This window comes from Trueperaceae bacterium (assembly GCA_036381595.1).
Lineage (GTDB): Bacteria > Deinococcota > Deinococci > Deinococcales > Trueperaceae > DASVCN01.
The window spans coordinates 103,611-126,615 of the sequence record DASVCN010000020.1 but is presented as its reverse complement, the minus strand read 5'-3'; the positions used below and the strand labels follow the sequence as shown (position 1 = coordinate 126,615).

The following is a 23,005-nucleotide window of genomic DNA, read 5'->3' as shown; positions in this document are numbered from 1 at the left end:
CAGATTCAGCCATGACCAAACCTGGCGAACCAGTGACGCTTCGTTTGGAAGTGGAGAACAACGGGCAAAAGGTAAGCTGCCGCCTCTCCGCTGAGTTGCGCGACCTTTCCCGGGTCGTGGCAAGCGAAAGCCGAGGAGTCGGCTTAGAACCCGGGCGGAGCTGCTTGGAAATCCAGTTAAGGTCGCCCGCGATCGACGGGCGCGGCTACGAGGCGATGCTGCGACTCGATTTCCGCGACTCGTCCGCCGTCGCGCGTACCGCCGTCCTCGTTGCCAGTCACTGGCGCGTTGCTCCCCGCTACGGTTTCCTCAGCGAGTTCGCCCCTGGGGAATCTGGGGTCGAGCGGGTTCGGGAGCTGTCCAAGTTCCATGTCAACGTCGTGCAGTTCTACGACTGGGTGTACCGACACTACCGCTTCCTGCCGCCTCAGGACGAGTTCGTAGACGCTATGGGACGCAGTCTCTCGCTAACGACTGTTCGTGCTCGTGTCGACGCCTGCCATGCGGCGGGGATGGCTGCAATCGCCTACGGTGCCGTCTATGGGCCGGAGCCGGAGTTCGTCGACCAGCATCCGGAGTGGGTGTTACGTGATGCGAAAGGGGATAGGCTCTCGCTGATCGACCTCTTCTACATCACCGACATCCGGCCCGATGCACCGTGGCGTGAACACATCCTCCGCGAGTTCGAGAGCGCCTTGACGGGTGCCGGCTTCGACGGCATCCACATGGACCAGTACGGCTTCCCGAAGTGGAGCTACGACGCCAAGGGGGAGGCGGTGGACCTGGCCGAGCACTTCCCCGGCTTGATCGACGAGGCTGCCCAGAGGGTCGGTACCCTTCGGGAAGGTGCTGCCGTTATCTTCAATGCAGTCAACAATTGGCCGATCGAGCGAGTGGCCGGCAGCGACCAGGCCGCGGTGTACATCGAGGTGTGGCCGTCCCACGAGCGCTACAGAGACCTGGTGGAACTGGTGACGCGCGCTCGCTACCTCTCGAATAAGCAGGTGATCCTGGCGGCCTACCTCGAACCGTTCAGGGAGGAGTGCGAGGGGGCCGAACATTCTGCCCTGCTGACGACGGCTGTGATCGCCAGTGCGGGAGGATTCCATCTGTTGTTGGGCGAGGGGACAGGGGTTCTGCGCGATCCCTACTACGCCAACCATGGGCGAATGCGACCGGAGTTCAGCCGGATCATGCGCCGCTACTACGACCATACCGCCGCCTGCCACCACTACCTCTTCGCTGACTCTCTGCAGAACGTGGCTGGTTCTTTCGCCTCCGGAGTGAACGAGGAGATTGCCCTCGAAGGCGCACCGTTCAGCGTCGGGCCCGAGTCGGGCGCGATCTGGCTGAACGTCAGGCAGCGAGGTAGCCAGTTTGTAATCAACCTTGTAAACCTGGCTGGGGCCGAGAATTCGCTCTGGAACGTTCCAAAGGAGCGGCCCCGACGGCTCGAGGACCTCACGCTCCTGCTTTCCAACCACTTCGATCTCGAGAAGGTCGTGTGGTCGTCGCCCGACGATGGGGAAGCCGCTCGCGAGCTGGCGATCTCGAAGGGCGAGCGAGGGTCGGCGATCGCCTTGCCGGGGCTCGACTACTGGGCGACGGTGGTCATTGAGGTTAAGTAGGTAAGGGGAGGGAACAGTTCCCCGTTAGCGCCATAACTGGTGTTCGGCGGGTCAGTCCCCTGATGCCTTCGAAGCGGGCAATTGCACTGCTTCTCGATACGAGAGTCGGTTTGCGCATCCCAGGAACGCGTTACAGCCGTTAGGTCCTCGATGACCTGCTGGTGCTTCCACTGGTCATCCATACTTTGGGCAGAGCGTAGCCGCGCGAGAAAGCTCTGTCTACAGGTCGAGCCTGTTCGGGGGGTAGCGGGCGAAAGCAGGTAAACCCTTCGCCTACGCCTCGTAAGATCCCGAAGCCACCTCGCCCCCACGCCCCGTCCAGTTCGTGTGGAACTTTTCCCCGCGTGGCTTATCCACCCGCTCATAGGTGTGGGCGCCGAAGTAGTCTCGCTGCGCCTGGATCAGGTTGGCCGGGCCGTCGGCTGTGCGGTAGCCGTCGTAGAAGGCCAATGCCGCCGACATCGCCGGTACCGCGATGCCTAACGCCACAGCTTGGGACACCACCCGTCGCCAGGAAGCCTGAGCGTTCTCCACGGCCTCACGGAAGAATGGGTCGAGCAGCAGGTTGGTCAGGTTCGGATCCCGCCTGTAAGCGGCCTCGATGTCGTTCAAGAACCGCGAGCGGATGATGCAGCCACCCCGCCAGATTGCGGCGGTCGCGCCCAGGTCCAGGCTCCACTCGTAGGTCTCCTTGGCTGTGGCCATCAGCATGTAACCCTGTGCGTAGGAGACGATCTTCGAGGCGTAGAGGGCCGCCTCCAAATCGTCTAGAAACTCAACACGGTCGCCATCGAAGCTCGCGCCTGGGCCCTTGAAGTGTTGCGCGGCTGTCTCGCGCTCCTCCTTGAGCGCCGAAAGGGAACGGGAGAACACCGCCTCGGTGACGAGAGTCAGCGGCACGCCCTGTTCGAGCGCCTCCTCGGCGGTCCAGCGGCCGGTGCCCTTCTGGCCGGCCCGATCCACGATTCGGTTGAGCACCAACTTGCCCTCGTCATCGTAAGTGCCCAGGATGTCGCGGGTGATCTCGATCAGATATGAGTCGAGCGGTCCCTGGTTCCACCGCGCGAAGCTCTCGTGCATCTCCTTCGCGCTCAGGTTCAGCCCGTCGCGCATCATGTGGTACGCCTCGGCGATAAGCTGCATGTCGCCGTACTCGATGCCGTTGTGGACCATCTTCACGAAGTGGCCGGCGCCATCCTCGCCCATCCACTCACAGCACGGCTGGCCGTCCACCTTGGCGCTGATTTCCTGGAAGATCGGCTCGAGTTCGTGCCAGGCCTCCTTCGGACCGCCAGGCATGATCGATGGTCCGTTGCGGGCCCCCTCCTCACCGCCGGATACGCCGGTGCCCAGGAAGCGGATTCCCTTCTCCTCGAGCTCTTCGCCTCGCCGCCTGGTGTCCTTGTAGTTGGAGTTGCCGCCGTCGATGATGATGTCGCCCGATTCGAGCATCGGGAGCAGGCTCGATATCACTTGATCGACCACTGGCCCGGCCCGCAGCATTAGCATCACCTTGCGTGGCCGGTCCAAGGCTCCCACCAGCTCCTCGAGGGTTTCGAAGCCCCTCACTTCGGTGTCCGCCGCTGGTCCGCGCATGAAATCGCGCATCTTCTCGGTTGTGCGGTTGTACACCGCTACCCGGTAGCCGTGGTCGTTCATGTTGAGTACGAGGTTCTGCCCCATCACTGCAAGGCCGATCAGCCCCAATTCCACGCTTTTCTCCTTCTGCGATCCGCTTCGTTGGCTGCGCTCAGCCTGTGGCACAATATCGCCCTCGTCTGAAGAAGGCTCAGTACTAGGGCCCCTACCGGGCCGACGCGCGACAGGTACTGCCTCCCCGCTGCGAGGGGGCTGCCGTGATCCGTCGGAGGAGGCCGGTTCGGCCGACAGGGGGCCGGTCGATGAATTATCTGGTCCAAGCTGCCGGCCTACTTGCTGATCATCAGCTGCTTCTTCCAGCGGTCCTTGTAGATGGCCAGGACGTCGAGCTGGTCGACGTAGTAGAGGATCTTTCCTTCCAGCGATTCGGGGAACTTCGGTGAGCCTGGCGAGTGAGTCAGGATGATGTGAACGACGTCCTCGCGCACCCCCTGCTGAAGAGCCACGTGGGCTGCCCAGAAGGCGTGCGGGTAACTCTTGCCGATCCTCGAGGCCTCGGCCTTGCCGTCGGCGCCGGGCCGCATCTCCACCAGTTTGCTTGCATCCTGAAGGAGCGCTGCCGCGATCAGCAGGTCGCGATCGACCTTCACTCCATGAACTTCCTCGAAAACGTCCGCAACCGCTATCGCCATCCTGACGACGGCTCGGTTGTGGGGAACGTGGGAGTAGGGAATCTCCCGGGAGGTGGGCACCTCGGCAAAATCGTTCCACTCGGAGGCATTCCAAAGCTCTTGCCAGACCTTCATCACCGAACTACGCAGGCGCTGATCGGTGATCTCGTTGACCTCAGGGAAGACCTGCTCGAGGTCAAGTGCTTTCTTCACGCTTCCTTCTCCTGCTTCCGCCGGTACACCAGCGCCGTCCTCCTGAAGTGGATTATCGGCGACCGGTACTGGTTCAGGCCGGTAGTACGGAACGAGACGATGCCCATGCTCGGCCGCGACTTCGACAACCGCTTGCTCAGCACCTCGCTACGGGCGTAGATCGTGTCGCCATGAAAGACGGGCTGGGGCAACCTGACTTCGTCCCAGCCCAGGTTCACCGCGTTCTGCGAGATGTCGCTCACGGAGAGACCGGTGACGACCGCGAGGGTGAGCAGAGAGTTCACCAGCGGCCGGCCGAACTCTGTGTGGGACGCGTACTCGTGGTCGAAGTGGATCGGATTGCTGTTGACGGTCAGAAGCGTCATCCAGGTGTTGTCCGCCTCGGAGATCGTCCTGCCAAGGGGATGTTCATAGACATCACCGACCTCGAAGTCCTCGTAGAACCGGCCCTTCCAGCCTTCCTTCACGCCCACTTCGTCCGCCTTTCCTGCTCAGATCGCCTTCGCATCACGCAGCCTCGCTAGTGCTTCTCGTTGGTAGCCGAGCTCCTCGAGGATCGTCTCGGTGTGCTCCCCCAGTGAGGGCACCGGTCCCATCACGTGATCCCAAGCGTCCGATGTGACGGGTGGAAGGAGAGCCTCGATCTCCTTCCCACCCGCCGTCGGCAGAGGCTGCCACCGGCCCCGTGCCCGCAACTGTGGGTGCTCGACGAGTTCCTCCACGCCCCTCATCCGTCCGAAGGCGATTCCGGCCTCTCGCAGCAGGCCCGTGGCCGCATCCGTGCTCAGAGCACCGAACGACCGGTTCATCTCCTCCTGAAGGGCAAGCCGGTTCGCTACCCGCTTCGGGTTGGAGTCGAACCTCTCGTCCGTCTCGAGTTCGGGCAGTTCCAGCACCAGCCGGCAGAAACTGCTCCACTCGCGCTCGTTCTGCAATCCGATCAGCAGCGTGTCACCCTCCCCGGTCAGCACCGGACCGTAGGGGGCGATGGTGGCGTGGTAGGGGCCGGAGCGTGGAGGAGCATCTCCGCCGTAGTGGGCGAAGTAGGCCGGTTGGCTGACCCACTCCGCCAGCGAGTCGAGCAGCGAAACCTCGATGTGAACGCCCTCACCGGTCTGGTGCCTGTGCAGAAGCGCAGTGAGTATCCCACTGAAGGCGTACATGCCGGCGGCTATGTCCGCCACGGAGACACCCACTCGGGACGGGGACTCGTCGGTGCCCGTGATCGACATGAGACCCGCTTCGGCCTGAATCAGGAGGTCGTACGCTTTCCTGTCGTGGAGCGGCCCATCCGGACCGTAACCGGTTATCGAGCAGGTGATCAGCCGGGGCAGGCGGGAGCGGATGTCGGACAGCCCGAGGCGGTCTACGGCGCCCGGCGCCAGGTTGTAGATGAAGACGTCCGCTTTGTCGAGCAGGCGAGAGAGGACGACGGCTCCATCGGGATTCTTCAGATCGAGGGTGATCGACTGTTTGGAACGGTTCGTCCAGACGAAGTAGCTGGAACTGCCGTCGACCGTCGTGTCGTAATGGCGGGCGAAATCGCCGCCGCCGGGCCTCTCGATCTTGACGACCCTTGCGCCGAGGTCGGCGAGTTGGCGGGTGGCGAACGGAGCGGCGACGGCCTGTTCGAGCGAGACTACGAGTGTGCCGTCGAGTGGAGGCATCAGTACGAGCGGGGCATTCCCAGGATGTGCTGCCCGATGTAAGACAGGACCAGGTTCGTCGAGATGGGCGCCACTTGATACAGTCTGGTCTCCCGGAACTTCCGCTCCACGTCGTACTCGCGCGCGAAGCCGAAACCCCCATGGGTCTGCATCGCAGCGTTGGCGGCTTCCCAGGCGGCGTCGGCGGCCAGCATCTTGGCCATGTTCGCTTCCCCTCCGCAGGGCTCGCCTTCGTCGAAGCGCCGCGCGGCCTGATAGCGCATCAAGTCGGCGGCCCTGAGGTGGGCGTAGGCGCGGGCGATGGGGAACTGGATCCCCTGGTTCGCGCCGATCGGCCGGCCGAAAACCTGCCTGTTGTTCGAGTAATCGACCGACCGCTCGATGAACCAGTCGCCGTCCCCGATCGACTCGGCCGCTATCAAGATGCGCTCGGCGTTCAGCCCATCGATCAGATAGCGAAAGCCGCCGCCTTCCACCCCGACCAGGTTCTCGATAGGCACCTCGAGGTTCTCGATGAAAACTTCGGCCGTATGATGGTTGATCATCGTGTCGATCGGTTCGATGGTGATTCCGCGGCCGATCGCGCTACGCAGGTCGACCAGCAGGATCGAAAGGCCGTCTGTCCTCTTGCCGCCCTGGGCAACCGGGCTCGTGCGCGCCAACAGGAGCATCAGGTCGGAGTGTTCCACCCGTGACGTCCAGATCTTCTGCCCGTTGACCAGGTATACGTCGCCGCGCTTCACCGCCTGCGTTCTGATCCGCGTGGTGTCGGAACCCGCATCGGGCTCCGTCACCCCGAACGCCTGCAGCCGCAGCCTTCCGGCGGCGATCTCCGGCAGATAGCGGCGCTTCTGCTCCTCCGATCCGTGACGAAGGAGGGTCCCCATGATGTACATCTGCGCGTGGCATACGCCGGCGTTTCCGCCCGACCGGTTCACCTCTTCGAGGATTATCGAAGCTTCCGTAATCCCGAGGCCCGAGCCCCCGTACTGCTCAGGTATCAGGGCGCTCAAGTACCCGGCATCGGTCATCGCCTCCAGGAACTCCTCGGGATACCCGTTGCGGGCATCGAGCTCGCGCCAGTAGCTCGACGGGAAGCGCTGGCACAACTTCCTGACCGCGCTCCGCAACTCGGCGTGGAGTTCCTGGTCTTCGACGCTGCCGCTCTTCACCATCGTCGTTCGTCTCCCGTTCGTCGCAGGGCCTGCCTATGGTCCGATCGTCAAGCGACGAACCCGGCGAACTGCTGTAATGGCGAGGTCGTCGTCGGATTGCCATCTTAGAAAGCCCCGCATATACTGTCAACTGTATACAGAGGGGAACGGGAAGTGAAGATGTCCCTAGGCCGGACGCTGCCATCGGTCAACAAGGAAACTCTGGAGGAGCAGGCTTACCGGGTGTTGCGCCGCGCGATCCTCGACGGCGCTCTGGCGGAAGGCGCTCGGCTGGTTCAGGAGGAGCTGGCGAGCCTCCTGGGGACGAGCCGCATACCGGTTAGGGACGCGTTGAGGAGGCTCGAGGTCGATGGGCTGGTGGAGTCGAAGGGGCGGGGCAGCTATTTCGTCAGGTCGTTCGGCCCGGAAGAGGTTCGGGAGATCTTCGCGCTTCGCGAGCTGCTCGAGCCGTACGCCGCGGCCCGGGCGGTAGCAAGGCTGGAGCAGGAAACAGTGAAGGAGTTGCGGCGCCTCACCGGCTCTCTGACGGCCGCCGGCGAGACGGGGGACGGCGACAGCTACGTGCGCGCCAACCGCGAGTTCCACTTCCTCCTCTACCGGGCGAGTGGAATGGAGCGGTTGGTGCGGATGATCGATGGCCTGTGGCTGGGGCAACCGCCCTTCACGCCGCTGAAGGTTCCGGGCCAGATCAAGCAGTCGGTCGCCGAGCACCTGGCTCTGATCGAGGTGATCGAGCAGGGGAACGTGGAGCGGGTCGAGGCGCTGCTCAGGCTGCACGTGCATCGCTCCGGGGAGCTTCTCCTGGCGCACCTGCTGGAAGGTGCGCCAGCGGGAAGTGGCGGCCGGGCCTCCAGGTGAGCGCCTGGTTGTTCGTTCCCGGTAACGACCGCCGCAAGCTGCAGAAGGCGTTGGGCAGCAGGGCCGACGTCGTCGTGGTGGATTGGGAGGACGGGGTGCCAGACGAGGAGCGTGCCACCGCTCGTGAGGTGAGCGCCCATCTGCTCCGCTCGGGGTCTTCGTGCCGCGCCATCATCAGGATCAATGCCGCCGGCGGGTCGGAGCGTGAAGCCGACCTGGCTGCCGTCCGCGCCATCATCGAGGGAGGCGTCCCAGTCGACGGTCTCATGCTCCCGAAAGTCGACGCCGAGGAGCACCTCGCCGCGCCTGGCGCCCTGGGCCTCCCCCTTGTCGCCACCATCGAAAGCGCAGCGGGCCTCGAACGGCTGAGCTCGCTTGCCCGGTCGCACCCGGCGTTGGAGAGGTTCGCCCTGGGTTCGCTCGACCTCCTGGCCGAGTTCGGACTCCGTTGGCGGGCCGATCAGCCGCTCCTCGAGCAGGCGCGGGCGCGGCTGGCGATCGCTAGCCTGGCCGCCGGGCTGCAACCACCGCTGGACGGCATCTTTCCACCGATCGACGATCTCGAAGGCTTGGCGAAGGACAGCGCTCATGCTCGAGAACTTGGCTTCACCGGCAAGCTCGTCATCCACCCGGGTCAGGTCCCGCTCGTCCAGAACGCCTTCGCACCGAACGAGGAGGAGATGGAGCTTGCCCGGCGCACTTTGGAAGCGCATCGGAAAGCGCTTGATAGCGGATCGGGAGTCGCCAACCTGGACGGGGAGATGATCGACGCCCCCAGCGTTGCCTGGGCCAAACGGACGCTGGGCCTCGACTGAAGGCCGGTGAACCTTGACAGGTCATGCCGCCCTGCTTAAACTTGTTCCACGTTAAGCAACAAGAGTTTCTCTAGGAGAAACACATGCAGAGCATCCAAACCCTTGAGCGCGGACTCGACGTACTCCTGGAGATCGCATCCAGCCCCGAACCGTTGGGGGTGAACGAGGTCAGCAGGCGGCTCGACGTCAACAAGGCCAGCGTGGCCCGTTTTCTCGCCACCCTGGCTCGACGCCGATTCGTGGAGCGCGACGAGCAGTCCGGCAAGTACAGGGTGGGACCTCAATCGCTGACGCTCGTCTCGCGCAACACCTTCCAGGCCGAGCTGGTAGCAAGGTCACAGCGGCACATGGAGGAGCTTCGCGACTTGACTGGCGAGACGGTCGGGCTCTACCTGCGAGAGGGCCTCGATCGTGTGTGCGTGCATTCGGTCGAGAGCAACCAGGAGCTCAGGCGCAGCCTGCGCGTGGGAGACCGAAAGAGATTGACCTTGGGTTCGACAGGTCGCGTGTTCCTCGCCTTCATGCCGCTCGAAGAAGCTCGGCGCATCGTCGACATCTGTGGTCTGACGAAGGTAACGCCCCAGACGACTATCGACCCGGCTCAGTACTTCATCGAACTCGAGGAGATCCGGCGCCGTGGAGCCGCGATGACGGTGGGGCAGACGATCATGCGCGTGTCGGGCCTGTCGGTGCCGGTTCTTGATGGGAATGGTTCGGCCATCGCGGTAATAAGCGTTTCGGGTCCCAGCAGCCGCTGGACTCCCACCCAGATGGAGGCGGTCCTGGGCCGAGCGATCGCCTGCGGAGCTGCCGTTTCCGCGGATCTCGGTTACCGCGCGTCCGACTGGAGCGGGTCGCGGGAAGCGGCATAGATGAAGCGGATCTTCCACCACGAAGTCCTCGACCGGCTCGACGAGATCGTCGCTCCCTCGAGGACCGCGGTGCTGATCATCGACGTGCAGAACGACTTCTGCTCTCCTGGCGGGGCGTTCGACAAGGCAGGGAAGAACCTCGAGTCGATACGGGCGATGCTCGCTCCTCTGGCCGAGTTCCTCGAACGTGCCCGCAAAATCGGCGTCCCCCTGGTCTACATCCAGCAGACGACCCTCCCCGAAGGCAAGAGCGACTCCCCGGCCTGGCTGCGTCTGAAGACCCGTGACGGCAAGGACGGGCAGTACACCATTCTCGGCACCTGGGGTCACGACTTCGTAGATATGGTCAAGCCTCGGAGTGGCGACACCGTTGTCAGGAAGTGGCGGAGCAGCGCTTTCACCCGCACCGAACTGGACCGGCTACTGAAGGAATCGGGCGTGGAAACGGTGATCCTCACGGGAACCACGACTCAGGGATGTGTCGAGTCGACCGGCCGCGACGCGACCTTCCACGACTACTACGCGGTCCTGCCCGTGGACCTTGTGGCGACGACCAACAAGGAGCTTCACGAGGCCTCGCTCCGAGTTCAGGCTGCTCGCCACGAACTGACAACCTCCGCTGAGATCATCGCCGCCTGGCAGAGAACTAGCGCCGGATCAGACGGCGGAAAGGACGCTGTATGAGCCTTCCCCTCAGTCCCTGGAATTCCCTGCCCGAGGTGCGGCAGAGGGTCGCGGCGCGTGACGTCTTCCTTTGCGACTGCACCCTTCGCGAGGGAGAACAATCCGCGGGAGCCGCCTTCTCCCTGGAGAAGAAGATAGAGCTCGCTCACCGCCTCGACGACATCGGAATCAAGCAGATCCAGGTGGGGTACCCCGGAGTGTCCGAAGAGGACAAGCAGATCGTCAAGACGTTCGTCGCCGAGGGGTTCCGGGCAAAGATCGAAAGCATCTCGATGATCCACGTACCCAATTGGCGCCACCACGTCGAAGCCGGACTGGAGTGCGGCGTGGATATCGTGAGCATGCAGTTCGGCATCTCGGACATCCGGCTCGAGCGCGTCCTCCGCACCACCCGCGCAGAAGTGTTGCAAACGATTTCGGAAGCCGTGCGCTACGCCAAGGAGCAGGGAGCCTTCGTCTCCTTCTCTCCCACCGACGCCACCCGTGCCGACCCGGACTTCCTCATAGAGGTCGTACGGACACTGGAGGAGGCCGGCGTCGATCGACTACGTGTGACCGACTCGATGGGCGCCTGCGGCCCCACGGGTTTCAGAGCGATGGTCGAGGCGGTCGTCGGGGCGGTTGATGTCCCTGTTGGCGTTCATGTCCACAACGACTTCGGCCTGGCGATGGCGAATGTCTGCGCGTCCGTCGAGGCCGGAGCGCACTGGGTCGACTGCGTGGTAAACGGCCTGGGCGAGCGTTCGGGCAACGTCTCGCTCGATGAGGTGGCGATGACGCTCGAGCACATCTACGACTTCGACACCGGAATCCACCTCGGCCGGCTGACCGAACTGGCCCGGCAGGTGGAGAGGATGGCGCAGGTGCCATTGGCAAAATCGAAGCCGGTGGTAGGTGAAAACGCCTTCGCTCACCAACTGGACAACCACATCAGGGGCGTCCTCGCCGACCCGGCCGTATACGAGCCTTTCCCCCCGGAGCTCGTCGGGAACCAGCGGCGCTTCCCCCTCGGTCGCCTCAGTGGGAAGTACGCGGTGACGATGAAGCTGCGTGAGTTCGGGGTCGACCCGGAGGCGCTCGATATCGAAGAGCTGGTCGACTGGACCAGGAGCCAGGCCGAGCGGCAGGGCGGAAGCCTTTCCGACGATGCGTTCAGGACCCGAGTCGAAGAGATGACTTCTTCCGCCAAGGCCTGAGGGGAGGAGAAGGCGCAGTGGAGATACGCAGGTGGGCATCCGTCCTCAGCGAAGACGACATCGCCGCGTTCGAGAAGGGGGGCTTCGGTCGGAGGATGGGATTCGGCTCGAAACCAGCCCTTCTCGTGGTCGACATGACGAAGCTGTTCGTCGATCCCAAGTACCCGAACGCCTACGGCGATAGAGCCGAGCAGGCCCTGGAAGCGTACCGGGAGCTTCTGGGCGTTTCGCGGGAGCTGCGGCTTCCGATCTTCTTCTCCAGGCGCGACTCGAGGCGAACCGAAGTGGAGAGGGGTGTGACCGCGCTCAAGTGGGGTCACACCGAGGATCCGCTCTGGCTCGTCGATCCGGAGGCGGACGAGTGGCCGGAGTCGATCGAACCGCGCGATGGCGAGTATGTGATCCGGAAATCGAAGCCCAGCGCATTCTTCGAGACGCCTTTACGGAGCCAACTGGCGTACCTGGGCGTGGACACGCTGATAGTTGGCGGGGTCTCGACAAGCGGCTGCGTGCGGGCCGCTGTCACCGACGCCTTCTCCTGCAACCTCAGGGTCATCGTGCCCGAGGAGTGCTGCGCCGACAGGTCGAGCCTCTCCCACGCTGTCAGCCTCATCGACATGGACATGAAGTTCGCCGATGTCATGCCGCTCGCCGAGGTTGTTTCCGAACTGCGCAAGACGGTTCTAACTACCAGCCTTTCGAAGTGATCTTGGACTGAAGCCACTCGCCAACTGGAGGATAACGATGAAGAGGCTTGTCGGATTCACGCTGACCTTGCTCGCGTTCGTGGGCGCGCTGTTCTCAGGCGGCGCGATGGCGGAGCCCGAGGGCGCGCTTCGAGTCGGGGTGCGAACCGAAGCGGACATCTGGGACCCACACGTAGCCAGCGACTTCTCCACCGTCGTTCAGTTGAGGAACGTCTACGAGCCGCTCGTCGACCTGACTCCCGATCTGAGACTCGAGGGCGTGCTCGCCGAGTCGTGGGAGGTTTCCGAAGACGCCCTTACCTACACCTTCCACCTGCGGCCCGACGTCACGTTCACCGACGGCACGCCCTTCGATGCGGAGAGCGCCAAGTTCTCGCTCGAGAGGCTCATAGAGCTGCAGCGCTCGGGCGCCTACCTGTCGCTTCAGCATGTCGACACCATCGAGGCCATCGACCCGCTCACGCTGCGCGTCACCCTCGGTGAGCCGTTCGCCCCCTTCCTCCGCAGCCTCTGGCTTGCCTGGATGGTCAGTCCGACGGCCGTAGAGGAGCACGATGAAGAGAACGGGGGGCGCGACTGGCTGGAAGAGAACAGCGCCGGTACCGGTCCTTACGTGCTTGCCGAGCGAGAACGAGGCGAGAGGATCGTGCTCGAGGCCAACCCCGATTACTGGCGCGGCTGGGAAGGCCCCCACTTCGCGACCATCGAGCTGCTTACGGTGCCGGAGGCGGCCACCCAGAGGTTGATGCTCGAGCGCGGCGACCTCGACATCTCGCTCCTCTACGAGCCCACCTATATCGACATCTACCGGGATACGGACGGCATCAAGGTCGAGGGTGGGCCAACACTCGATCAGATATTCGCCCGCATCCAGGTGATGGGTGGCTCGACCGAGGATGTGCGGGTTCGCCAGGCCCTCAACTACCTCTGGGATGGCCAGGTCTTCGCCGACCTGATGGACGGCATGGCCGCTCCTTCGCCAGGCCCGCTCGTTCCGGAGCTGCTGGGTGGCGAAGCGGTCCCTAACCCCTACAGCTACGACCCCGAGAAGGCGCTGGAACTGCTGGCGGAGGCTGGTTACCCTAACGGACAGGGCCTTCAGTTGCGGATCTGGACACACCAACCTGACCCGACCAAGAAGGTTCTGGCAGAAGCGATCCAGGCCCTCCTGGCCAGCGCCGGCGTGAACGCCGAGATCCAGACGGCCGAGTGGCCAGCCATCCGAAAGACGGTCGTCGACTACAGCAATACCGGCGACCCGGCGCTCCGCAAGGAGCTGATGATCTTCAACATCAAGACGCGTTACGGAGACCCTAGGGAGCTCTTTCTCTTCCTCTATCACTCCGACTCGATGCACGGCCAGGGCAATAACTACATGAACTACAGCAATCCGGAGGTCGACCGGTTGATCGACGAGGCCATGGTGTCGGCGAACGAGGAGGAGGCCATCGAGCTGATGCGCCAGGCCGCCGAGATCGTGGTACGGGACGCTCCGGACATCTTCGCTGGCCGGATGCAGGCGTTCGTGCCTATGCGTGAGGACGTGGCCGGCTACGTCCACAGACCGATGACGGCGGAACTGATCCACTTCTACGAGCTGCACAGGGCACCCTGATGGCCGCCCTGAGCGACTTCTGAAGACCTAGACGAGAGGATCGGGAGCGCGTGCTCACCTACGTCCTGAGGCGCCTGTTCTTCACGGTGTTCATCATCTTCGGTGTTGCCGTGGTGGTGTTCTTCATGGCGAACGCGCTCCCTACCGACCCAGCCGTAGCCGCTCTGGGTGTGGGCGCGAACCAGGAGATGATCGACGCCATGCGCGAGGAGCTGGGGCTGGACGAGCCCACGCTCGTCCGCTTCGTCGAGTACTTGGGGCGGCTGGTCCGCGGCGACTTCGGTCGATCCATAGTCACCGACCGTCCAGTGATGACCGATCTCCTGGAACGCTATCCGAACACCATCGAACTAGCCTTCCTGAGCATGTTGCTGAGCATCCTGGTGGGCGTTCCACTTGGCGTGGCCTCCGCGCGTCACGCCCGAACCTGGGTCGACGGGCTCTTGCGGGGGATCGCCATCTCGGCGGCCGCGTTACCCATCTTCTGGGTGGCCCTGATGCTGCAACTGATCTTCTACGGTCGGCTCGGCTGGCTGCCCGCCGGCGGTCGTCTCGGTACCGCTGCCGATATCGAAACGGTGACCGGCTTCCTGGTGCTCGACTCCATCGTCAGTGGCAACTGGCGAGCCATGCTCGACGTGGCAAGGCACCTCGTCCTTCCGGTCGTGTCTCTCAGCGGCCTCACGCTGGCGACGATCATGAGGATGACGCGCTCCTCGATGCTCGACGTGATGAGAGAGCCGTACGTCGATACGGCGCGTTCGAAGGGTCTCACGGAGCGGACCGTCCTGTATCGCCACGTTCTCCGAACGGCCGCCATCCCGATTGTCACCGTCATCGGTCTGCGCTTCGGTCACCTGCTGGCCGGCGCCGTCATCACCGAGTCGATCTTCTCGTGGCCCGGCGTTGGCGACTACGCCGTCAAGGCGATGCTGCGTAACGACTACTTCGCGATCACGGCGTTCGTCATGACGATGACGCTCTTCTACGCGCTGATCAACCTCCTGACCGACATATCGCTGGCGTGGCTCGACCCGACGGTGCAGTATGACTAGCGACAGCTCCTGGGCCGGTTCGAGGAACGGCCTTCAGGGCTTCCGCTGGCAACTCCGTCGCGGTATCAGATTCGTGCGCGGCGGCGGCCCGGGCCTGATGATCCTGCTGTTCCTCGCGCTCGTCGCGCTGCTCCCGTCGCTGTTCGCTACCCACTCGCCCGTCCAGATCTCCCCTCTGGAAAGACTTCAGCCGCCATCGACCGAACACCTGTTCGGCACCGACCATCTGGGACGGGATACCTACAGCCGGGTCGTATACGGAGCACGAGTATCGATCTGGGCCAGTCTCCGGGTAGTGGTCTCGGCAGGACTCTTCGGCACGCTCTTCGGCGCCGTGTCGGGACTATATGGCGGCTCGGTCGACCGGGTGATGATGCGAGTAGTGGACGTGTTCCTCGCGTTCCCATACCTCATCCTTGCGATGGGCATCGCCGCGTTGCTCGGTCGAAGCCTAGAGAATGCCATCATCGGCCTGGCTATGGTGTGGTGGGCGCAGTACGGAAGGCTGGTCCGCAACAAGGTCGTTTCCCTGCGCGGTCAAGCGTACGTCACATCGGCTCGAGCCTTGGGCGCGACCCAGCTCCGGCTGATGTTTCGACACATCCTGCCGAATACGATGACGCCCGTCTTCGTGAAGGCCAGTCTCGACATGGGCCAGGCGATCCTCGCAACCGCGTCGCTCAGTTTCATCGGGCTGGGCGCAGCGCCCCCTTCGCCCGAGTGGGGCGCCATGATCACTGAATCCAGGTCTTACATCCTCGATGCCTGGTGGTTGCCAACCTTTCCGGGCCTCGGCATCTTCCTGGCAGTGCTGGGGTTCAACATGGTGGGCGACAGCATGCGTGATCTCATCGACCCGCGCTCTGGCTCATGACCGATCGGCGGCACGGCAACTGGCCGGTCGAGTGCGCCGCGGCACGCGTCCGCCAGCAGCACCCCGGTCACTTCGAACTCTCCTTAAATGCCGTGGCGCAGCAAGTGCCGACGTGTGTTCAGCGCCTCGCCTGACGCATTCGCGCCCGGGTTGCAGCTCTACACCCCCACCAGATTCCAGGCCTTCCTGATCGCCTCGCGGAGACTCTTCATATGCGTCCGAAGCGCGGCCTCCGCGCCGTCGGCGTCACCCTCCCGCAACGCATCCAGGATTCCCGTGTGCTCTGCCAGCGACTTGTCGCTGCGCCCGGGGATGAGGATGGTGCGAACATGCAGCCTGGCCATCCGCAAGCGCAACAGTGCGATGAGCTCGGGCATGGTCCCGTTGCCACTGGCTCGGTAGATGATCTGATGGAAGGTGCGGTTGGTCTTCGAGTAGTTCTCGAACTCCGACTGCTCCAGCGACAACTTCATCGTCCTGAGGCAGGCTTCGAGCTGCTCGAGCTCCGCGGCGCTGACCCTCTCCGCCGCGAGTCGCGCTACCTCGGCCTCCAATGCTTCCCGGGCCACCAGTATGTCGAGCGTGTCCTCCAGGCCAAGGGTTGCGACTGTGGCGCCATGGTTCGGTTCGATCCTCACCAGACCATCGGACTGAAGCCTGCCCAGGGCGACTCGCACGTTGTGCCGGCTGACGCCCAGGTTCTCTGCCAGGGTCGCCTCGACCAGCCTCTGCGAAGGGCGGAACTCGCCCTCGACGATCTTCTCGCGGATGCGCTCGTAGGCTACGTCGGTCGCGCTCTTCTCGGATGAAGCTTCACTCGGCACTTCTTACCGGGACCTCCTCGTTGGTCGTCACTCTGCCTGGCCGCAGCCGTAGAAGCAGCACGCCGCAGGTTACGACAAGACCTATGACGTCCGTCCTCCAGCCGCCATCGAGCAGCAGGAACGCTGCCGCGAACAGCAGCAAGCGTGTCCACACAGACATGCGGCCGCGTAACCAGTTCATCACGGCGGTGGTGAACAGCCAGATGCCCAGGCCGGCCGACAGGGAGGTGTGGATCACCTCGCCGGGTGTCCCATCGAGCAGCAGGGCCGGGTTGAGCACGAAGAAGAACGGCACGATGAATGCCGGCAGCGCCATCCGGAACGCCTCCCAGCCGGTACGGTTGAAGTCGCTCCCGGCGATCGATGCGGCCGCGTAGGAGGCCAGCGCCACTGGCGGCGTGATGGCGGCCAGTACGCCGTAGTAGAAGAAGAAGAAATGGGCGGCCAACGGACGGATGCCCATATCGACCAGTGCCGGGCCCACCAGCGCGGCGAGAAGCACGTAGACAACGGTCGTCGGCATGCCCATGCCGAGGATTATGGATGCGACCATCACCAGCACCAGGAGTATCAGGACGTTGCCGAGCGACATGTCCACCAGTGCCGAAGCGAGAATGGCGCCCAGGCCGGTGAGTTGCACCACGCCCACGACGATGCCGGCTCCGGCCGTCACCGCGCACAGGATCGCTGCTGATTTGGCGCCGTCGATCAGGACGTCGAGCGAGGCCCGCAGACCCGCCCGTTTCAGGAGTGCCAGCAGGGCCGCCGCCACCACCCCGATGAAGGCCGCCCGAGTTGGTGAGTAGCCGTAGATCAGCATCCCGTATACCAGGGCGATGACGATGATGAAGATCCAGCCCGAGCGCAGCGTCGGCCAGAACCGAGGCAACTCCTCCTTGGACAGACCTCTGATCCCGTTCGCCCTAGCGTAGAGGTCGATCGCGAACCCGGCACTCAGGTAGTAGAACAGAGCGGGGATGATGGCTGCCGTGACCACACGGATGTAAGGGATCGCCAGGTAGTCGGCCAGGAGGAAGGCAGCCGCACCCATGATCGGTGGCATGATCTGCCCGCCGGTCGACGCTACGGCTTCGATGGCCCCGGCGAAGTGGGGATGGTAGCCGCTGCGCTTCATGGCCGGTATGGTCACGCTGCCGGTAGTGGCCACGTTACCGGCGGCGCTGCCCGAGATGGTGCCCACCAGTCCGCTGGCCACGACGGCGACCTTGCCGAGGCCCCCGGTGTACCTTCCGGCCACGACCTGGGCGAAGCGCACCAGGAAGTCGGCTGCGCCGCTGGCCTGCAACAGCGCTCCGAAGACGATGAAGAGGATCACGTAACGGACCATCACGGCCAAGGGGATCCCGTAGATGCCGGAGTAGCTGAGCGTCACGTGCTGGGCCACCCGGTCTATCGAGTAACCGCGATGCAGCAGCGCGCCGGGCATGACGCGCCCGTAGACGGCGTAGAGCACGAACACCAGGCAAACGATCGTGAGGGGCCAGCCTACTGAGCGCCGGACCGCTTCGAGGGTGAGGAAGAGCCCGATGAGGCTGATCCACAGATCCGCGCGGGTGAACGCCCCCTGACGGAAGATGATGTCGTGGTAATTGAGGGCGACGTAGAGGCCGACCACCACCGAGGCGACGACGAGCAGCAGGTCGATGGCGACGCCTACGCTGCCCACCCGGGCAAGGCGTTCACTGCGGAACAGCGGCCGCCGGAGGAACAGGCCCACCATCACCAGCATCAGCGTGATGGGCAACTGCTGCTCTATGGGCAAGAGGTAGAGCGGCTGTACCGTCGTCACGAACAGTACAGCCGCCAGCCAGGCTCCGTTTCCGAGCCAGGCGCGCGTCTTGTCTAGTCGGCCCACGCCCCCACTTCCTGGGCGTAGCGCACCACGCCGGGGTGGACCTCGATGCCGAGCGCTTCGGCGTCCTCCGGGCTCAGGAGTTCTGCCTGGTCACCGGTCGAGTGGGCCGCGGCCAGGGCGTCGAGATTGTCGAAGACCACCTTCACCATCTCGTAGACGAGGTCGGCGGGCAGCTCCGGGTCGACGTAGTTGATCGAGCGCACCTGCACGGCGGTGGCGTCGCTCTCGGTGTCGTACATGTCTGCTGGGATGGTGCCGGTGCTGAGTGGGAATCCGGGTAGCTCACGCAGCTTCTGGGCATCGAAGTCGAGGACGTTGATCGGAGTGCGCACCGCCAGCGATTCGATCGCGGGGAAGGGTTGACCTCCCACGAAGAAAGCGGCGTCGACGAAACCGTCGTTCATCGCGTCGGCCGACTCCTGCCAGCCCATGTAGACGGCCTCGTAGTCGCCCTCGGCCAGGCCCTGGCTCTCGAGCACCCGGGCGCCGAGGACATTTGCAGAAGAGCCGGGGGTACCCAGTGAAACCCGCTTGCCGCGCAGGTCCTCGACCGTCTCCAGGCCGGAAGAACGGGGCGCTACGAACAGGCCCATGCTCTTGTTGAGGGTCCACCCCAGGTTCACGTCGATCGGATGGGAGAACGGTTCGTTGCCCTCGGTGGCGTTCCAGGCGATGTTCTCGTTGGCGATTCCGATCTCGATGTCGCCCGACTCGAGCATGTTCATGTTGGCGACGCTTCCACCGGTCTCCTGTGAGGAGAAACGAACGCCTTCGATGTTGCGGTTCCAGAGGTCTGCCATGGCTACGCCCAACGGGTAGTAAGCCCCTGCCGGGGAGGCCGTGCCGATGGACACGAAGCGCGGCCAATCCTCCTCCTGCGCTTGGACGAAGGCTAGTCCGATGAGTGCGACTACGGCTACGACGAGACTGCGGCCTGCTTGCCGAAACTTCATGCTCGACCTCCTGATTGGGCTACGTTCGACTATAGGAGTCGGCCGACGAGATTGTCAACAATCATGCCCATAATCCCATTGACACATTTTGTCGCCGCTGCTAGCATCGGTCCCACTCATGAAAACCTGCATGCCGCCGGACCCGAACCCGCGCAAGCCGACCTTTACGCCTCCGCCCGGGGCATGTGACGCTCACTGCCACGTCTTCGGCCCGGCAAGCGTCTTCCCCTATCACCCAACGAGCAGCTATATCCCGCCAGACGCACCTGCTGCGAAGCTCGCCGAGCTGCACCGCTTCCTGGGCATCGACCGGGCGGTGATCGTTCAGGCAAGTTGCCACGGGCCCGACAATCGGGCCATGCTCGCGGCCATCGCATCTAGCGGCGGCAGATACCGCGGGGTCTGCATCGCCGACTCCAGCTTCCGCAGCAGCGATTTCGAGGAGCTCGACAGGGGAGGCGTGCGTGGCGTGCGCTTCAACTTCGTCAAGCACCTCGGCGGAGCGCCCGATCTCGACTTCATCGAGAGTGTCGTGCGGATGGTGGAGCCGCTGGGCTGGCACCTGGTCGTGCACGTGAATGCAGAAGACCTCATCGAGCATGAGCCGTTCTTCTCCCGCTTCCAGCTGCCTATCGTCGTCGACCACATGGGTCGCGTGCCCGTGTCGCAAGGGGTGGACCAGGAAGCGTTCAAGATACTGCTGTCGCGACTCGAGCGCGATAACTGGTGGGTGAAGGTGTGCGGGGCCGAGCGGATCTCGGCCGACGGCCACCCTTTCCTCGACGCCGTGCCGTTCGCCCGCGCGCTCATCGAGGTCGCACCCGACCGGGTTCTCTGGGGGACCGACTGGCCCCACCCGAACATCAGGAAGTGGATGCCGAACGACGGGGATCTCGTCGACCTGCTGCCTCAGTTCGCTCCGGACGAGGAGACCAGGCGGAAGATCCTGGTGGGCAATCCTGCCCGGTTGTACGGGTGGGGAACTACGAATTTGAGCGGCAGGAGTGACGATGACTGCTCTCTGCAACTTTGAGGCCTTACAACTGCGTTTGTATACAAGTATGGTTGTGGAGTAAGCGTTGGGACCGTCTATACTCTCTCCACCGCCTCCCGCAACCCATGGATGTCTATCGACATCTCCCCGTCCTGCAAACGCTTGCGCATGGCGGTCTCGCGCTCGAGTCGCGCTTCCGACTTCTCCAGCACCTCGTCCAGCCGAGCTTCCGGCACGCAGGTAGCGCCGTCGGCGTCGAGGACGATCACGTCGCCCGGCTCAATGGTGGTGCCCCCCAGGACGACCGGTACGTCGAGCGCGCCAGGCACTTTCTTGGTCGCGCCCTTGGCCCGGATGAAGCGGCTCCAGATGGGCAGGCCCATCTGCTCGAGCTCCTCGACGTCACGCATGGCGCCGTTGCTCAGTACAGCCGCCGCTTCGCGTTTCTGGATCTGGGTAACTAGCAGCTCACCGATCAGTCCGACCGGCTCCTCTGCCGGCATCGCCAGGACTACTACGTCGCCCGGTTGGATCCGTTCGATCACCGCGTGCGCCATCAGGTTGTCCGACTGGCCCAAGGAGACGGTACGGGCAGGTCCGGCAACGCGCGATCCGGGCAGTAGCTGCACCAGATCGCAGTCTATGAGCCCCTGCCGGCCGGCGGCCTCGTAGACGGTCGCAACACCCAGCTCGGCGAGGCGCTCGCAGATCGCTCGGAGATCGCGTGCCACCTCAGACCCCCTTCACCACGGCGGGGGTCATCCGCATCAGCGCCTCGGCATACTCGACGCTGTTGTCGCCTGAGATGCGCCGAGCATGGTTGCCGCGCCGATTGGCGAGCTCGCTGTAGTAGTCGTAGAGGTAACTCTGGGCGCCCATGCACTTCATCGCCGCCAGTTTCATCTCGAAGACTGCGGTGATATCGACGAAGGTGTTGGGGGTGAAGCCCGAGAGTTCCGGCTGGTGCGGCTCGAAGGCGTACAGCACGGGCGGATCCACGCGTTCGAAGGCGCTTGCGACGTTGGCGCCGGAGGCGAGAAGCCGCGCTCTGGTGACGACCTCGTTGGCAACCGGATGGTCGGGGTTGAAGGGGTCGACAGCGGTGTGGGTGAGGACCGCGTCCGGCTTCTCACGGCGGAACACCTCGCTGACCCGGTCCATACCCTCACGATCGAGCTCCAACGGATAATCGCCAAGGTCGAGGCACTCGAAGCGGGCGCCTACCGCCTCTGCCGCCTTGCTCGCCTGCTCGTGCCTGATCCGCTTGACGTTCTCGACTGTTTGCCCGGGCTCCTTCCAGAGGTTGCCCGACTCGCCTCGCTCGCCGTATGAGAGGGCGAGGACCAGGACGTCTCCGCCTGCCTGGGTAGTTACAGCGACGGTGCCGGCGCTGCGCCAGACGAAGTCGGCGGAGTGGGCGCCGACAACCAGCAGCTTGCGGCTCACAGCGCCCCCTCCTCCCGGCGGTTGGGGATGTTGTGGCGGGTGACGTGCTCCCCTTCCAGCATCTCCTTGATGTCGACAGAAAGGGAGATGTAGCCGTTCTCGCGCCTTTCCGCGAACGTCTCCTCGAGCAAGGCGATCGCCTCGCGGGTCAGGCGCTCCTTCTCCTCGGCAGAGCGTCCGCCGCGGATGAGCATGTTCAGGTGCGCGAAGGCGTAGTCCTCACTGCCGTCCGAGATGTACCAGTCGTCGAAGCGCAGCGCGCGGCTCTTGAGCCCCTTGCTGGCGACGATCCCGGTGGCGGAAAGCCGCTCGTGCAGTGCGGCCAGGAACTTCCGCGTGTCGACGTCGAGGTTGTCGGAGTATTCGAATGTGATGTGCGGCATCGCTCCTCGTTTCCGGCCGGGTCGACCCCGGCGCGTTGAGCATCAGGCTGGTCTCGGCTCCCGGGTCAGCTCACGAAGTCGCAGCAAGGCGGCATGACTACTGAGCGGCTCTACCCCCAGCGACGCGAGCAGCTCTTCGACCGCCTCCATCTCGTGAACCCGTCTGCGTGCATGTTTGCGGCTGCCCTCTTCGAAACGGTCGATCATCTGCGCCTCGACCAGGGTGGCCAGTTGCCCGCGGGCGTACTCCTCGAGATCGAGCTTGCGGGCCGCCTCGAGGCACTCGATTACCACGGCGGCGATCCCCTTGTAGGCGATGCTGCGCAGCAACTTGAGGGTGGCGGCTCGACCAGGATCACCCTCGATGACCGCGATATCCGTGCCGAAGGGGGCAAGGCGTTCATGGAACCCGTGGGCTCCCGGGCCGCTCACCATCATCGGGGTGCGCACACCCTTGGGCGGGACCGGGGCCATGATCGCGACGTCGACGAAGAGGGCACCGCTCGGTTCGATCGCTTCCGCACAATCGACCTTGAGCTGAGGGGAGCCGGTGTTCAGTTCGGCGTAGATCTGGCCGGGCCGCAGAACCGGCGCGACCTCCTCGGCAACCTCCCGGGCAACGCTAGCGAGGTTGACGCTGAAGATGACGTCGGCGTTCTTCGCGGCGTCGGAGTTGCTCCTTGCGAAGCGCAGGCCTTTGGGGTGCTCCTTCGGCTGAGGGTCCCAGCCGACGACATCGGCGCCGGCTCCCAGCAGTTCGCTCGCGAAGCAGCTTCCCGCCTCGCCCAAACCGAGGATCGCGACCGTCAACTCGCCGCGCCGCGCTGCCTCCTGCTCCTTCGTTTCGGGCATGCTCGATGGTACTCAGCGGGCGAAAATATTGTCAACAAAATCGTCCAC

At 64.1% G+C, this 23,005-nt stretch carries 23 protein-coding genes; 11 read left to right on the top strand and 12 right to left on the bottom strand.

Features of this window, described 5'->3' with window-relative positions:
* The first annotated feature begins 11 nt into the window (after window positions 1–11).
* The gene (locus tag VF168_05700; GenBank protein HEX7003659.1) at window positions 12–1,628 is read left to right on the top strand and encodes a glycoside hydrolase family 66 protein; all 1,617 of its coding nucleotides are present in this window, start codon (window positions 12–14) and stop codon (window positions 1,626–1,628) included.
* Window positions 1,629–1,901: 273 nt separating this feature from the next.
* Here VF168_05700 and gnd read toward each other — a convergent pair whose 3' ends face one another.
* The 5 genes from gnd to VF168_05675 all read right to left on the bottom strand — a co-directional run bounded on the left by gnd (window position 1,902) and on the right by VF168_05675 (window position 6,953).
* Window positions 1,902–3,341, bottom strand: coding sequence for a decarboxylating NADP(+)-dependent phosphogluconate dehydrogenase (gene gnd, locus VF168_05695; GenBank protein ID HEX7003658.1), 1,440 nt, complete (start codon window positions 3,339–3,341; stop codon window positions 1,902–1,904).
* A gap of 215 nt (window positions 3,342–3,556) precedes the next feature.
* Window positions 3,557–4,111 (bottom strand): HD domain-containing protein, encoded by a 555-nt coding sequence (locus VF168_05690; GenBank protein HEX7003657.1) that lies wholly within the window; start codon window positions 4,109–4,111, stop codon window positions 3,557–3,559.
* Window positions 4,108–4,578, bottom strand: coding sequence for a MaoC family dehydratase (locus tag VF168_05685; protein ID HEX7003656.1), 471 nt, complete (start codon window positions 4,576–4,578; stop codon window positions 4,108–4,110). Before VF168_05685 ends, VF168_05690 begins: the two co-directional genes overlap by 4 nt.
* Window positions 4,579–4,602: 24 nt before the next feature.
* Window positions 4,603–5,778, bottom strand: coding sequence for a CaiB/BaiF CoA-transferase family protein (locus VF168_05680; GenBank protein HEX7003655.1), 1,176 nt, complete (start codon window positions 5,776–5,778; stop codon window positions 4,603–4,605).
* Window positions 5,778–6,953: an acyl-CoA dehydrogenase family protein gene (locus VF168_05675; GenBank protein HEX7003654.1), complete on the bottom strand. Its 1,176-nt coding sequence runs from the start codon at window positions 6,951–6,953 to the stop codon at window positions 5,778–5,780. The genes VF168_05680 and VF168_05675 overlap by 1 nt, the downstream gene beginning before the upstream one ends.
* 159 nt (window positions 6,954–7,112) lie before the next feature.
* Between VF168_05675 and VF168_05670 the strand changes: the two genes are divergently transcribed.
* The 9 genes from VF168_05670 (at window position 7,113) to VF168_05630 (ending at window position 15,629) form a co-directional block, all read left to right on the top strand.
* Window positions 7,113–7,811 (top strand): GntR family transcriptional regulator, encoded by a 699-nt coding sequence (locus VF168_05670; protein ID HEX7003653.1) that lies wholly within the window; start codon window positions 7,113–7,115, stop codon window positions 7,809–7,811.
* The gene (locus VF168_05665) at window positions 7,808–8,626 is read left to right on the top strand and encodes a CoA ester lyase (protein ID HEX7003652.1); all 819 of its coding nucleotides are present in this window, start codon (window positions 7,808–7,810) and stop codon (window positions 8,624–8,626) included. The genes VF168_05670 and VF168_05665 overlap by 4 nt, the downstream gene beginning before the upstream one ends.
* An 83-nt stretch (window positions 8,627–8,709) precedes the next feature.
* Window positions 8,710–9,498, top strand: a complete 789-nt coding sequence (locus tag VF168_05660; GenBank protein ID HEX7003651.1) for an IclR family transcriptional regulator — start codon at window positions 8,710–8,712, stop codon at window positions 9,496–9,498.
* On the top strand, window positions 9,499–10,182 hold the full coding sequence (locus VF168_05655; protein ID HEX7003650.1) for an isochorismatase family cysteine hydrolase: 684 nt from the start codon (window positions 9,499–9,501) through the stop codon (window positions 10,180–10,182). It begins immediately after the preceding gene.
* Window positions 10,179–11,378, top strand: coding sequence for a hypothetical protein (locus VF168_05650; protein ID HEX7003649.1), 1,200 nt, complete (start codon window positions 10,179–10,181; stop codon window positions 11,376–11,378). The genes VF168_05655 and VF168_05650 overlap by 4 nt, the downstream gene beginning before the upstream one ends.
* Window positions 11,379–11,395: 17 nt before the next feature.
* Window positions 11,396–12,085: an isochorismatase family protein gene (locus VF168_05645; protein ID HEX7003648.1), complete on the top strand. Its 690-nt coding sequence runs from the start codon at window positions 11,396–11,398 to the stop codon at window positions 12,083–12,085.
* Window positions 12,086–12,122: 37 nt separating this feature from the next.
* Entirely contained in the window at window positions 12,123–13,700 is a 1,578-nt protein-coding gene (locus VF168_05640) for an ABC transporter substrate-binding protein (protein HEX7003647.1), read from the top strand.
* A 50-nt stretch (window positions 13,701–13,750) separates the two neighbouring features.
* Window positions 13,751–14,755, top strand: coding sequence for an ABC transporter permease (locus VF168_05635; protein HEX7003646.1), 1,005 nt, complete (start codon window positions 13,751–13,753; stop codon window positions 14,753–14,755).
* The gene (locus tag VF168_05630; GenBank protein ID HEX7003645.1) at window positions 14,748–15,629 is read left to right on the top strand and encodes an ABC transporter permease; all 882 of its coding nucleotides are present in this window, start codon (window positions 14,748–14,750) and stop codon (window positions 15,627–15,629) included. The genes VF168_05635 and VF168_05630 overlap by 8 nt, the downstream gene beginning before the upstream one ends.
* Before the next feature lie 158 nt (window positions 15,630–15,787).
* Here VF168_05630 and VF168_05625 read toward each other — a convergent pair whose 3' ends face one another.
* From VF168_05625 to VF168_05615, 3 genes are read right to left on the bottom strand one after another with little or no spacing between them, the layout of a single operon-like run.
* Entirely contained in the window at window positions 15,788–16,453 is a 666-nt protein-coding gene (locus VF168_05625) for a GntR family transcriptional regulator (protein HEX7003644.1), read from the bottom strand.
* Entirely contained in the window at window positions 16,443–18,329 is a 1,887-nt protein-coding gene (locus tag VF168_05620) for a TRAP transporter fused permease subunit (protein ID HEX7003643.1), read from the bottom strand. Before VF168_05620 ends, VF168_05625 begins: the two co-directional genes overlap by 11 nt.
* On the bottom strand, window positions 18,317–19,282 hold the full coding sequence (locus tag VF168_05615) for a TAXI family TRAP transporter solute-binding subunit (GenBank protein ID HEX7003642.1): 966 nt from the start codon (window positions 19,280–19,282) through the stop codon (window positions 18,317–18,319). Before VF168_05615 ends, VF168_05620 begins: the two co-directional genes overlap by 13 nt.
* A 118-nt stretch (window positions 19,283–19,400) precedes the next feature.
* Here VF168_05615 and VF168_05610 point away from each other — a divergent pair, with 118 nt between their 5' ends.
* Window positions 19,401–20,315 (top strand): amidohydrolase family protein, encoded by a 915-nt coding sequence (locus VF168_05610; protein ID HEX7003641.1) that lies wholly within the window; start codon window positions 19,401–19,403, stop codon window positions 20,313–20,315.
* 56 nt (window positions 20,316–20,371) lie between these two features.
* Here VF168_05610 and VF168_05605 read toward each other — a convergent pair whose 3' ends face one another.
* The 4 genes from VF168_05605 to VF168_05590 are packed head-to-tail and all read right to left on the bottom strand — an operon-like array spanning window position 20,372 to window position 22,957.
* Window positions 20,372–21,007: a 4-carboxy-4-hydroxy-2-oxoadipate aldolase/oxaloacetate decarboxylase gene (locus VF168_05605; protein HEX7003640.1), complete on the bottom strand. Its 636-nt coding sequence runs from the start codon at window positions 21,005–21,007 to the stop codon at window positions 20,372–20,374.
* 1 nt (window position 21,008) lies between these two features.
* Window positions 21,009–21,722, bottom strand: coding sequence for a PIG-L deacetylase family protein (locus VF168_05600; GenBank protein ID HEX7003639.1), 714 nt, complete (start codon window positions 21,720–21,722; stop codon window positions 21,009–21,011).
* On the bottom strand, window positions 21,719–22,105 hold the full coding sequence (locus VF168_05595; protein ID HEX7003638.1) for a 5-carboxymethyl-2-hydroxymuconate Delta-isomerase: 387 nt from the start codon (window positions 22,103–22,105) through the stop codon (window positions 21,719–21,721). The genes VF168_05600 and VF168_05595 overlap by 4 nt, the downstream gene beginning before the upstream one ends.
* A gap of 42 nt (window positions 22,106–22,147) precedes the next feature.
* The gene (locus tag VF168_05590) at window positions 22,148–22,957 is read right to left on the bottom strand and encodes an NAD(P)-binding domain-containing protein (protein HEX7003637.1); all 810 of its coding nucleotides are present in this window, start codon (window positions 22,955–22,957) and stop codon (window positions 22,148–22,150) included.
* Window positions 22,958–23,005: the final 48 nt, after the last annotated feature.